The 13306-nt window shown below is 36.4% G+C and carries 9 protein-coding genes and 1 pseudogene; 2 read left to right on the top strand and 8 right to left on the bottom strand.

What is annotated here, in order from left to right; translation table 11 throughout:
• Positions 1-86 precede the first annotated feature (86 nt).
• The 7 genes and pseudogenes from NEOC65_RS01550 to NEOC65_RS01520 all read right to left on the bottom strand — a co-directional run bounded on the left by NEOC65_RS01550 (position 87) and on the right by NEOC65_RS01520 (position 11032).
• Positions 87-1649: a hypothetical protein gene (locus tag NEOC65_RS01550; protein ID WP_166157620.1), complete on the bottom strand. Its 1563-nt coding sequence runs from the start codon at positions 1647-1649 to the stop codon at positions 87-89.
• A gap of 577 nt (positions 1650-2226) precedes the next feature.
• Entirely contained in the window at positions 2227-3297 is a 1071-nt protein-coding gene (locus tag NEOC65_RS01545) for a patatin-like phospholipase family protein (protein WP_166157617.1), read from the bottom strand.
• A 488-nt stretch (positions 3298-3785) separates the two neighbouring features.
• Positions 3786-4274, bottom strand: a pseudogene (locus tag NEOC65_RS01540) (IS630 family transposase); the annotation flags it as partial.
• Positions 4265-4633 (bottom strand): IS630 transposase-related protein, encoded by a 369-nt coding sequence (locus NEOC65_RS01535; protein WP_213155490.1) that lies wholly within the window; start codon positions 4631-4633, stop codon positions 4265-4267. The gene NEOC65_RS01535 and the pseudogene NEOC65_RS01540, both read right to left, overlap by 10 nt.
• Before the next feature lie 246 nt (positions 4634-4879).
• Positions 4880-7057, bottom strand: coding sequence for a cation:proton antiporter domain-containing protein (locus NEOC65_RS01530; RefSeq protein ID WP_213155489.1), 2178 nt, complete (start codon positions 7055-7057; stop codon positions 4880-4882).
• Positions 7058-7808: 751 nt separating this feature from the next.
• Positions 7809-8486, bottom strand: coding sequence for an MIP/aquaporin family protein (locus NEOC65_RS01525; RefSeq protein ID WP_213155488.1), 678 nt, complete (start codon positions 8484-8486; stop codon positions 7809-7811).
• Between the two features lie 320 nt (positions 8487-8806).
• Positions 8807-11032 carry a hypothetical protein gene (locus tag NEOC65_RS01520; protein ID WP_213155487.1) on the bottom strand — a complete coding sequence of 742 codons (2226 nt, stop codon included), beginning with the start codon at positions 11030-11032 and terminating at the stop codon, positions 8807-8809.
• A 131-nt stretch (positions 11033-11163) separates the two neighbouring features.
• Between NEOC65_RS01520 and NEOC65_RS01515 the strand changes: the two genes are divergently transcribed.
• A complete protein-coding gene (locus NEOC65_RS01515; RefSeq protein WP_213155486.1) occupies positions 11164-11757 on the top strand; it encodes a DNA-3-methyladenine glycosylase I in 594 nt (197 codons plus the stop codon).
• A 95-nt stretch (positions 11758-11852) separates the two neighbouring features.
• Here NEOC65_RS01515 and NEOC65_RS01510 read toward each other — a convergent pair whose 3' ends face one another.
• A complete protein-coding gene (locus NEOC65_RS01510) occupies positions 11853-12602 on the bottom strand; it encodes a phosphatidylglycerol lysyltransferase domain-containing protein (protein ID WP_213155485.1) in 750 nt (249 codons plus the stop codon).
• A 109-nt stretch (positions 12603-12711) separates the two neighbouring features.
• Here NEOC65_RS01510 and NEOC65_RS01505 point away from each other — a divergent pair, with 109 nt between their 5' ends.
• Complete coding sequence (locus NEOC65_RS01505) at positions 12712-13260, top strand: winged helix-turn-helix domain-containing protein (protein ID WP_213155484.1); 549 nt, start codon at positions 12712-12714, stop codon at positions 13258-13260.
• Positions 13261-13306: the final 46 nt, after the last annotated feature.

The following is a 13306-nucleotide window of genomic DNA, read 5'->3' as shown; positions in this document are numbered from 1 at the left end:
CGTCAGTAAATACTCTCCCTCATTTTGCATTAAGCATAAAAGTTAAAATAGTTTATAAAAAATTATTAACTCTAACTTGATGTTTGTTAGGCCTCGCTATATACGATCTTATGAATAGCACTAATATAAACTTCTAATTGGTCAAAATAGGGACTAAAATCTAAATAAAAATCAATATCACAAACGCTAAGGTGGCGATTTTTAAAAAATTCGCTTCTCTTCAGCTGTCTCACAAAGTTAAAAAATTTTAGATCGTAAAATTTTGCATTTATCAAAGGTTCGATATCTACAAGCTTGTATATAAAATCTCTAAAAATTGCTTGCTCACTATAAAATGATAGTCGCTTAAATGCATGGAGAGTAGGAGCTGCCTTTAATAGCTTTTTAGCTTGATGATTTTTGGCTTTTTGCTTATCAATTTCATGTAGGCAAGCATTCTTAGCAGCTCTCATTATATTCTTATCCTCTAACAGCTTTTTTAAGGCCTCCAAGGTTTCTTTAGTTTTAGCAAAGAAAAACAACCTAATGAAAGTATATCCTACCTCGTTGGAATGAATGGCTGCCTCTAGCTCTTCTGTATACCCTTTTTCTACCAAGATATCTTTTAGAAATATACCGAGAGTATAGTAAACCTCGTAGGTGGGCCCTTGTAGATCTGCAGCTAGGTTCCTCTCTAACTGATCTTGGATAAAGACAAAGTCTTGAAACATCTGCCAAATGCTGCTTTTCAGTTCTCTATCAACCTCTATTTTTTCGTGCATAGAGGCTAAACATTCGCTATAAATTTTTGCTTTAGCCTTATATAAATCTTGGAACTGCGGGGAATAATACTCCCCTAAAGCCAGCATTTCCTGAGCAAAATTAAATAAATCAACTTTTCCATGAATCGAAATTAGCCATTCCACGGGAGAAAAAAGCTCCGTGTAAGATTGTTGGAATTCTTCAAATTTTTTATGGTAAATTGTTCTTTGCTCAGATGAAGTGTTTTTAACATGCTCAATAGCTCTTTGAAAAGCAGCCATTAAATGAGCATCTTCTAAGAAAGGGGAAAGAAGCCGAATAAATTGGCAACAATCCTGCTGCTCTGCATATAAATTTAAAAACTTTTCTAGAGCAATAGCTATCTCTTTGCTCTCTTCATACAGATGATCTAAAAAACAGGCTCGCTTACGTTTAATTAATTCCTCAACCCCTTGCTGAAGATGTTTATACTCCTTCGCCTGGTCTATTAAACTTTTATAAATTTTTTCCAAAGGAATAACTTGATTATTCGCTATATCACTAGCAGAAGATTTACTTTCTAAAGGAACTGCTCTAAATTCGAGGGCTGGAGCAAGGTCAAATAAAGGCTGTTGGACTAAAGAAGGATTGTCATTAACTTCTAAGCTACTTTTTTTACAATAATGAATAAATTTTCTTTTTTTTAGATTAGCAAAATCAACCTGCGCTTCTTGGTTACATTTATAGCAAAAAAGATACCCGCCTAGGGTACAGATAATTTTTATAGCTATTTGGGCAGCAATTTTTATAAACTGCCAGCGGGTCATGTCACTTTCATACTTAAAATAGCGGTCATCTTCCGATGCTATTAAAGTCCCCTCATCATTGCCTAGAGCTGAATCAGGATGATAGTACACCGTTAAAGACATCTCTCACCTAAACTTAAGCAGATCGGGGAAAGGAGCTTAACAGCGCATTTGTTTATCATTATAAAGCCCCCTCAAGCACTGAAATTAATTTAGCAAATTGTATGTTCTTTCCTTGAGTACTCAATAGATTGACCTTTACAGGATTAGCCTTATAGATAGCAAGAAGAAAACTACACGCTTTAAGATGTAAAAGCTTGTCACTCCTTAAGATCGAGGGCTAATCATCATGCCCCTTACCAATAGCTTTTTTTAAGCAAACGTTTTTTTAAAAGGCAAACTGCCCGTCGCTTTATTCTCTTTTTTCCCATTAACTTATAAAAATTGCAGGTAGCAAAGCGGGCAAAGTCTAACAAAAAAAGTATAGGGTTTTAGAGGGCATATTTCTTTCCTCATAAGCTTTAAGCCTGGCATGTTCTATGCTTACGCTAGTAAGTATTTCCTACTAGTTGTAAGGGATTTTCCGCACTAAAATTTATTATCCTATAAGTAAAAGCTGCAGCCTTTCTTTACCTTTAATAAAAAGCCAAAAACAAAGTAAAAATGCTTTTTCTTTAGCTTAACAAGTTGATCTTTTTCATCAATCAGGGGCATTTCCGGTAGCTGTTTTCTTTAAATAAATTTGAGGTGTATAACATTGAGGCGAATAGAGGCACCAATCATCTTCCTCTAAGCTATCATTAATGGGGTTGGATTTTAAAGCGTCTAACTTCCTCAGAATTTCAGGGATTTTCTCCCTGGCAGCACGCCTTCCCGCTTCATAAATCTGGTCTCTTAAATGATCACTAAAAGTACCAATATCGCAAGTTTTAGGACGGATAATTACATCCGCATGATGGCAGCAGGTCTCATTTTGCCACATAAAGGCTATCTCTGCGCTACGGGTGGCTACTTCAAAAAGATTGGTGGGAAAAGTACGGGGCAAAAGTTCACAAAGATCTACCGCGATGATAAGCTCAGCTCCTATATCAAACGCCACCTCTACCGGAACTGGATTAACCACACCCCCGTCCACTAGTATACGTCCTAGGTGTTCCTGGGGTATAAATATAAAAGGAATCGAGCAAGAGGCTTGGACGGCTTTTTCAACATCTCCCGAACCTATGGGAATCAATTCTCCAGAATTTAAGTCACTAGCCACTATCACTAAAGGGATTTTCAGCTCTTCAAAGGTTTCTGATTTTAAATATTTATTTAAAACTTTACTTAACGACCGACCCTGACAAAGACCATAACGGCATTGCCATAGGTCGAAATCTAACAAAGAAGCTGCTTTTAAGTTCCAAACAGCTTCTTTAATATATTTAGCACAAGGATTATCCGCATATAAAGCACCTACGATACTGCCTGCACTACATCCGACTATTAGATCCACCGATATTCCTGCAGCTTCAAGTTCTTCAATAACCCCTACATGGGCCATACCACGTACGCCCCCACTTCCTAGAACTAATGCAACACGAATTTTTTTAGGGACATAAAATGAAGGGAGAGAAGGAGGATTTACAGTCGGAACGAGACGATGAGAGTAACGGCACCCGCTCAAAGAAAAGAGTAAGAAAAAGAATATCAAAGCAGTAAAGAATCTAAAAAAATTCAGACTCCAGCATTTTTTTTCAAGCGGAACAAGTGTTTTAATAGGAAATTTCATTATTTCTCATCTGCAGGGTTTACATGGCTCTATTTTGCCTTAGCACTGCGTATAAATAGTAAAAGAAAAATTTTATAGTCAACAAAAAAACAAAAAAATCTTTTATCAAAAAAAGATTTTTACTCGTTCATCCTTCCTGAAAGATCAGTGAAATGTTTAGTCGGCCGCTTAAGATCGCCTAGATATACCAAAGGTGTTATTTCATTTAAGAGCTTAAGTGGGTGGATCATTCCCGAAATTTAAGAATTTAAAAAAGCAAGGCTTTTAGCTTAAGCGAGCAGTTAATTCCTTGCTAGATCTTTTTAATACTCATTGGATAAAAAGAAATTTATATGAAAGATAGCCTTTTACTATTCAATAAGCTTAAAGATATAGGGAAGAAGAAATAAAAAAATCCAAGTTAAATAAATTTTCTTTGCGTTCTAAGGCGTAAAGAATTTAGCTTTTACCTATTTTCTATAGTGGTTTAAATTTTAAATTTCTTGTTATTAACATATACTTAAAAAAGAGTAATCAATGGTTTGAGCAAGAGTAGAGAACTTACTTAAGTTTGCTGCCACGATCTTCTTAAAATTAGCCCAAAAGGTTTCAATAGGGTTTAGATCTGGAGAATAAGGCGGTAAAAATAAAATCTCACACTGTGCCTTTTTGATAAGCTCATGAGTGGCTTGCGATTTATGGAAGGTAGCATTATCCATAATCAGAACTTGCCCCGCTTTAAGCTCGGGTATCAATATTTTTTCTAGCCAAAAGTTAAACAAAAGAGAATTACAAGTACCTGTATAACAAAAAGGAGCTAAAATTTTAGACTTGCATTTAGCTGCTATAAAGCTTTCTCTAGCAAATGAACGACCTGCTATAGCACCATAAATCTTTTCTCCTATAGGTGATCTTGCATGTTGGCGCTGTAAGTAAGCATTTATCCCGCTTTCGTCTATGTAAATCCTATTTTCTTCCGGAATGTTTTCTAGCTTTTGTCTAAACTCCTCTCGTTTATTCTCATCTCTTTCCTTGTAGAAGGGTGTCTTTTTTTTAAAGTGATTTTCAGTCTTTTACAGGCATAAAAAACTGCAGCTATTGTCACTCCGAATGCCTCAGCTATTTCTCTAAGGTAGGCATCAGGAGTTTGTTTTATATATAATTTTAGCTTTTCACTATCTATTTTACTGGGGCTCTGTCGTCTTTTTTTAGGAGCTAGACAACCTTGTTTTTCTCGTTTAATCCAGTTTGTTAACGTGCGAACTGTTACGCCAAACACCTCACTAGCCGTGGACATTGAGCCGCCATTCTCTATATAATTCAAAGCTTTTTTTCTTAAATCGTGTGAATATACCATGCCAATTGATTATACATACATCCTTAGAAAAATAGAATTTAAATAACTATAAAAGCAAAAGCATAGGCTACCTGGCTCTTATTGAAAACAGTCAGAAACAATGTGAAAGCCGTACAACGGATCATTAAGTACCAGGAGCGGCGATAGAATTTATCAATCGATGCTGGAGACTATGTTGAAGAGTAAAAATAGCAAAGATGCAAACATTTATGATCTATACAGCTGCTTTAAAGGGTAAATTTATTATCAGATTCTTTCATCTTTTCTAACAATATAAAGTAAAATATCTCCTTGCTGTAAAATAGTAGGAGAAAGAGGATTTAAAATATGCTTCCCATTTCTTTCTAAACCTACAATAAGTCCTTTTATATGCTGCTTAACTGTAGAACTTGAGATAGGCAAATGAAGAAGACTGGGGTTTGCATCGACATACATCTTTTGAATTTCCATAGCTGGCGACTCCTCCAACTCCGCAAACTCTTCGATATGTTGCACCGATAAATTGAATCGGTTAATTTCCTCATTTTCTCCCAAAATGACTAATTCATCCTCTGGTAAAATTCGCTCTTGAGCATTAGGTAACCAAATCGTCTTTAGGCGCCTTTGGATGGCCACCACATTAATTCCAAACGATGGACGCAAGCGACATTCCTCTAAACTTTGGCCAATAAAAGGAAAATGCTCTTTAACTTTGATTTTTACCAAGGTACTATCCCAAGGAGCTAAGCCTTGTAAGAGAGTCTCATCTAGCTCATGTTTGCAAGTCAAATTATTAATCAGGCTATTTTCCAACCATGTGTAACACCTCTTAAGAGGTTGAAAAAACAGGGTAAAGTAAATAGAGAGCACAATGCCTAGCGGAACAGCTATCCAGGGAAAGGAAAGGTATAGACAAGACAACATACCCAATTCAGCGCCGGTAATGCCCCAGAGCAATATCTGTAACAAGCAGGCTTTTTTGTTGGCTTTTGAAGAGGGATAGGTAAATAACATTGCCCAAATAAAAGGAGAGGCTAGTATGTAGAGCATCAACCAAAAGATAAACTGAAAAGGCCATTGTTGATCTACTACAGGAAGAAAGCGAGGAATAATCACTTGGGCACTTATTGTCGCTAAGATAGCCACAATAATAGCATTGACAGTGAAGCGTACGATCTTTTTTTCCTCCATCCCCTTGGGCCCTAAGTGGCCCCTTACAATAGGCATAATCCAAGCATGATATTTTTTCAATAGCATGGCCCCCTTCTGAGGCACAGAGTTTTCAACACGATAGCTAATCTGCAGGCCAAGCTTTATCAAATAAGGGGTAGCAAAAGTGGTAATCGCTGAAATAGCGACCACGATAGGATACAAAGATCCATCGGTAGCTACCAATGAACTTCCTAATCCAACAATGATAAATGAAAACTCTCCTATTTGAGCCATACTAAAGCCGATTCTTATTGAATCCGAAATCCTTTGCCCTGCTAATAGCGCTCCTAAGCCGCTAGTTAAAAGCTTGCCAGCGATAGTTATCAAAGAGAGGATGAGAATAGAAGGCCAATATTTCATAATCAATAGCGGATCAATTAACATTCCTACCGATACAAAAAATACTGCAGCAAATATATCACGGATGGGTAAGGTCAATTTTTCAATTTTATTGGCTAAAGGTGTTTCGGCTAAAATAGAGCCCATAATAAAGGCCCCTAATGCGGCCGAATAGTTAAAGTAAACGGCTGCAGAGCTAAGGAAAAGACATAATCCTACAGAGATAATGGTCAAAGTCTCGGCAGTAATATAATTTTGTATTTTCCGCATAATATAGGGCAAAGCAAGATAGCCTACAAGAAACCAACTGGTAATTACCTGCAAAAGCTTTAAGGAGGTTGATACTATCTGAGTGGATAGAACTTCAACAGGAGCCCCTAAGGTTGAAACATATACTAGCAATAAGATAGCTAGCAAATCCTCCATTAGAAGCACCCCAACCATTAGCTCAGCAAATGAAAACCTTTTTAGATTAAATTCTTCCAAAGCTTTGACAATGATTGTAGTGGAAGAAATCGATAAAGCAGCGCCTAACAAAAGGCATTCATAGGGAGACCAACCAAGCATTTTGCCTGCAAAAAAACCGAGGATAAACATTAAGACTACTTCAAATAAGCCTATAATAACCGCCGATAGCCCGAGTCGTCTTAATTTACCGAAAGTAAATTCTAATCCTAGTGAAAACATCAAAAAGATGATGCCAAGTTCAGCGAGTAATTTAATTTCAAACTCATCGTCGATTAAGGAAAAGGGAGGAGTGTAAGGACCGATAATAATACCTGCTATCAGATAACCTAGGACAGTAGGCTGCTTAATCTTCTGAAAAAGTACAGTCATTATGCCCGCTATGCATAATACTACTGCTAGATCTTCTATAAGAGGTGTTTGATGCATAGTCACCTAATTTGATACTCTATTGGCCATTCTACCTATTTCATAAGAGTAATCAAATGAAAAACATTATTTCTTTTTCATAGATCGATAAATCTTTTCTATTCACCGATTGTATATTTTGCTTTCAAGGATAAGTGAGGTTAGAGTTGGTTGTTACTAAGCTTTTCAAACCTTTAATTCATAAAAGATAAGAGAAGATAGATTCAAAAAAATGGAGCAAAGTATTAGCTTGAAGCTTAATAAAGCTTAAAGAACGGAATAAAAAAGTTTTAAAAAGGCTGACGTGCAAAGATTTTATAAAAAGTCAGAGGAGAAAGATATTAAGACTTCTTGAACTATTTCTACGTAAGATTAACTTATTCCTATATGAAAGATAACTCCCTTTTCTATGATGATTAAATAAGCCATGAGTGGGGGTGAAATTTGCTAACGGTATATTTAAAGGGTTATGATAACTTATAAGAAATTAATTAAACAAGCAACACGGGCCGGAAAAACTCCAACTTTTCGTGATGAAATTTATCCATATAAACGATCTCTTTTTAAAACGAGCCTACAGAACCTTATCCTAAATGTTAACTTTATCTTTTTTACTTTCTTACCCTTGTTCTGTGTGCTTTTAAGCAGCTAACATTTTTATTGATGAGCAATTTTAAAAGCTGTGTTTATAAAACGATTACCTTAGCGAAGAGAAAAAAAGCATACTAAGCGATTAGCTTATTAAGAGCTAACTCCGTGTAAATTGAGATTCTTAAAGCTTATTCTTTATCAGTAGGCGGCTATATAAGATTCCCGCTAGAAGTCCACCTATTATAGGCCCTATCCAGTAGACATATTGATAAGCCCATTCGCCTGATATCAGCGCTGGGCCAAAAGCTCTAGCAGGATTCATGGCACCGCCTGTTATTCCCCCTCCCATTAATATGCCACATAAGATAAAGCCCCCGATCGCAAGCCCACTCATGCCTTTAGAATTTCCTCGCGGATCTATAGCCGTTCCATACACCACTAGCACAAGTAGAAAAGTCAATATAGCTTCAGTAAAAATTCCTACGGAACTAGATAAGCTAGCCTCTATAGCAGGAGTTCCTAACTTAGCCATAGAAATAGTAGCGGCAGGAAATACCCCCTGTAAAGCAAAAGCTCCTACGCTAGCGCCTAAAAGTTGAGCGACTATTTCAGCAAAGGTAAGAATCGTACTTTGCTGGCCACCTACCCAAACTCCCAAACTAACTGCGGGATTGAACTTTCCTCCCGAAAGGTGCGCCAATGCTAATATCATGACTGCAATAGCAAGTCCATGAGCAGCAGCGATTCCTAACATCCCCACTCCCCCATGCGTCATCTCATTTAAGCAAATGGATCCAGCACCAATAAAGATGAGAGTAAACGTGCCGATAAACTCTGCTAACAACCAAGCTATATTCATATACCCCCCTCTGCCTGCAGCTATTAGTAAAAAAAGGCCGTTATTTTTGCTAATCAACAAGTAAAATTTATAAGTTTTTTATCCAAGTTTACTTATATACATAATAAAATTAGCAAATAATCTCAAGCCCTCTTTACAAGATAATATTGGGGAAATATTTTTTATAAAAAATTATTCATAAAAAAAGAGAGAAAAAAAGAAGATCTTCTGTTCTTACCAGCAGGAAAAAGAGATTTTCTTAGCCTTTTTCTGGCAGCCTCTCTCGTTTATCTCTTTAAGAAGGATGATAGCTTTATTGTTGAATGATGAGGCTGGATAAGTTACGTTAATTGAATATCTAGCTTATCTATCTCAAAAGTTTCTCCTATCAACCCTAGGTCAAAAACCATTTCTTGTAAGGCTTCATGGTTTTCAAAGACTTTTTGAGGGCAAGAAAAATGGAGATGAATTTCAGAAAAAAAAATCTCAAACCTGGTATGCATAAGTTGATGTGGATAAGGGAATTTAAAAGAATAAAGCTGAGTCAGTATAGCCTCATTCTCAACAATCCCATCCCTTCTTAGATATTTAAATTCGCATGTCTGCTGGTTAAAAACCACATAAATTTGATTTTTTTCTTCCTTGGTGGAAAGCCGAGGAGTTTTAAGAGAGAGTTTTTGCTGACGGAACTTGCTTCGTCTCGTGTTTAGCATAACATTGCTAATCAAATAAACAAGATTTTGTTGAAGAAAGTTATAACTGATTTTTAAATAAATTAAAGCTTTATCAAGAGAGATTTTCTTGCCAAAGTTTTCTTCCACTTCCTTATTTAGCTCTTTCCTATCTAGAAGGTGTAAATTTATAAGCACCTCATAAGCTTTTTGTAGATCAGAAAGTAGGCTTTTTTCTTCTGAATAGAGGTTTTTTAGCCTCTCGATAAGAAATTTAAACAAGTAAGGATTACCAAAGAAACGAACACTAAATATTTCTAATAAAGAGTAGAAGCGTTCGGCAGCTGTCTTTCCTGCTATAGCAAGGGTTTGGCCTTCCTCATATAAATGGATAATGTTATCCTCTTCTACCAAAATGCGTTCAATATCACTAAAATTTTTTAAAGGGTTTGTTACTAAATTATCGAGCACTCTCTCTTTTAAATCTTGCCTGGAGGAGACCTCGCTTTCTCTTAATTTTAAGTTTTCAAGTAATTTTGAATGAATAAATTCTAATTGGGGATTTAGCTGCTTCTCTAGGTACTCTTCAATCAAGCTAAGAGTTCTAACTAATATTTTTCCTATCAACTTTAAAGGCGTAGTATTGATGGTGGATAAAAGTGAAGTTGCATTTTCCTTTATTAAATAGACAATTTTTTCGGCAAATGTTCCCTTCAAGCCCTCTTCCATTCCTAACATAGGATCAAAAGTCTTAATATGTTGGCTGATCTTTAGTAAAGTGGCTTTATGGGCTTCTAAAGCAAATTTCAATTGTTTTAGGTAGAGATAATCGTTGGAAATTTTTGCATATTCTAGAGTTTCACTTGATTCTATGCTTATTTCCTCTTTCTTTCTCAAGGTAATATTTAAAGAGGAAAGGGAAGAGAAAGAAGTACTTAGCTTCACCTCAGGGGAAAAGGAGAGATTTCGGGGAGGAGACGAAGAATGATTTATTTTAGCAGTTCCCCCTGCTCTAAAAGATTGTATTCTTTCTTGTAAGAGGTAACTTTTTTTTTCAAGTCGGGTGATATTATTAAATAATTCTGCTGTATGAGGGGCATATTTTTTAATAATTTTTTTATTACGTTCAGTCATCAGCTCTGAATCCAAGAAAATTTTATCCTTTAAAAATTTTTGGACCAAATTTAAAAGCCTGGTTTCATGCTGGGAATCCCATAGGGGGAAAGCCTTGTCTACTGCCACGGCGGAAAACTTCTCAGATTCTTCACAAAATTTTTCTAAAGCCACCTTTAAAGTCTTTTCCGCTTCTTTTAAGCCTTCCGAATAATATATCTTTTCTTCAGAGGCTTTTATAGCCTCATAGCCTAGTAAACGTAAAGATAGTAAAACAGCATGCAAAGGGAGATTTCTAGCTTCTTTTAAAGAAATTATCCCCTCCTCGTTTTTAAAAAAATCATAAATGTTTATGCCCTCAGGGTTAGGTAAAAAATTTTTTATACAATCGCTTGAGCCAAAAGAATTACTTGGAGAATAGGTACTTAGCTCAAAGCTAGTAGAAGAGTTTAACCTAGGCGCTAAAGAGGCTGGATCCCAACACACGTTATTCAGGGGCGGGCGAGAAGGCAGTGGATTTTTTAAAGAAGATTTTTCTTCCTTCTCTTTCTCCTTTTCTTTCTCTTTAAGGATTAAACGTTCTTTTTCTAAGTTACGCTTCCGTACACTAGCTGTTATTTTTTTCTTAGTCTCCCCTTTTTCTTGTTCTTTAAGCGGCGTAAAAAGAGTGATAAGATCTTGTACCGACCGATGTTTTCCTTTGGTACAACCAAGAGCATCAAAATCTTTGCTGGTAAGATTATTTTCTTGGCTTTTATGTATAGAATTAGGAATAGTATTCATCTAGCGCTCTCTTTTTAAATTCATTTTATATATGCTTAATTTTCATGTTATATACAAGTAATTTATCTTTATAACAAAATGAATACCTAAGAATAAAACATTTAAAGAATTTTTTTACCCCTTGGATTTGAATGAAAAAAGATTTAACTAACCCACAGGTACGCTCAAGATGTGCTTGGGTGCCCAAAGATCATCAACTTTATGAAGAATATCACGATAATGAATGGGGTGTGGCCGTCCATGACGATCTTAAGCACTTCGAGTTCTTAGTTTTAGAGAGTGCCCAAGCCGGCCTCAGTTGGGAGACGATCCTTAAGCGCCGTCTAAATTATGCCAAAGCCTTTGCTAATTTTAACTGGATAGAGGTAGCTAAGTTCACTCCGGAGCAAGTAGAAGATCTAATGAAAAATCCGGGGATTATCAAAAATCGTTTAAAAATTCATGCGACCATCCACAACGCTCAAAGATTCATGGAAGTACGTGAAGAATTTGGAACCTTTGATGCTTATGTCTGGCAATTTGTAGGGGGGAAAACTAAGAATAATTACCGGAAAAGTATCAAAGAAGTTCCTGCTGAGACAGAAGAGTCACGAGCCCTGAGTAAGGATTTACGCCGCAGGAATTTCAAATTTGTAGGCCCTACCATCATGTATGCTTATATGCAAGCAGTGGGTATGGTTAACGACCATACACAAGACTGCTTTTGCTATGTCCATGAAACTTAATCGATGCGCATTAATAGACGAGGAATAAAAAGTTTTATCTGCTATTCCTTGTTCCTTAGCTTTTTCTTTGCCTTGATAGCCTCTTATGTCAATCTTTATGAAGCTTTCCATTTAGTTAACAATAGATCAGGATTGTATGCAATTTTAGCTTGTCTAAGAGCCGTGATCCCTAAATCTTGCTCCAAGTTGATCCACTGCACGCTCTCAGGTAGGTTTGATGCAAAATCTCGATAAAGATAGGGTGTTGCCCCTTTAGTTGAGGTTAAAGCTTTGGTGAAATGCAATAAAGCTGTCTTTGGAGTCAGAAGTTCACCCAGCGTAAATCCAAAAGCTTGGCCATCAGCATATGCTATTCTCCCAAAAAGATGGAGTTTTGAGATTAACGTTAATGCTTCTAAACAAGAGTAGTAGTCGGTTGTTTCTTTAGAATCTTTCCTTTGCGACTGCCATTTCTCCAGTAGCTCAAAAGCCTCTTTCATGTTTTCCTCTTTAATTTCTTTAGATTCAAGGAAATATTTCTTTTCTAGCTGATTTAATAAATTTCTTCGGCTGCTTAATTCTCTACCTTGTAAAGTTTGCAGTTTGGATTTGCGAAAAAGATAGTCTGTATCGGCTCGACAAAAGCTCAAAGTCATATTCATCTTTTGGCACTCTTCTGCCCAAGCATCCGGAAGAGGAAAAAAGCTACAGATACGATCTGGCACAAGCTGGGAAAGTTTAAATTTTACTTGCTTAGGAGGCACACTAGGAATGACAAAACACTCATTATTCTGCCATCTTCCTCGAAGGCAAGGAGTTGAGCATTCTACAAACTGATAAGCATATTTTTTTCGGAATAATACCATTTAAACGAACTCCGTAAGTAGCAGCTATTGAGAATTGCAAACAGCCTTTTTCTAAATTCAAATAAGGAGGATAATTTAGGGAGAGAAAAGGTTTGGAAAGGAGGAAACCATGTTTGTAGCTTTTTATCATACAATAAAGGAATTAAACGCCATGGCAAAAAAGAAAGCTTATGGCAGTTACAGTTGTAAAATAAGAGCAGTGGTGATGGCGATGGAAGGAGAAAGCGCATATCAGATAGGAAAAGCGCTAGGTTATTGTACAAGCGCTATTCAAAAATGGATCCGAAGGTATAATGCTCAAAATTTAGAGGGCCTGAAAGATAGGAGGCCTGTAATAACAGGAAGAAAAAGAGCTTTAACGTTTGAGCAAGAAAAAGCCTTCTTAGAAAGGGTAGAAAAAGGGCCTGAACCTGACGAAAGCATCAATGTTTTCCACCTAGTTGATCTGCAAGCTATTCTAAAAAAAGAGTTTGGTAAAAACTTAACCTTGCAAGGAATTTGGACAATCTTACGTCGTTGCCGCTATACACCTTTGGTTCCTCGTCCTCAACATTATAAAGCTAACTTAAGAGAGCAAGAAGCCTTTAAAAAAAATTCCAGAAGTCATCACCAGCTTAAACAAACAATTTCCCAAGAAAAACATCGAAATTTGGTTTGAAGATGAAGCACGGCTTGGGCAACAAAGCACCTCTACTAAGGTATGG

The organism is Neochlamydia sp. AcF65, assembly GCF_018342435.1.
In the GTDB taxonomy this organism is placed as follows: domain Bacteria; phylum Chlamydiota; class Chlamydiia; order Chlamydiales; family Parachlamydiaceae; genus Neochlamydia.
This window is presented reverse-complemented; position numbering and strand designations above follow the sequence as displayed.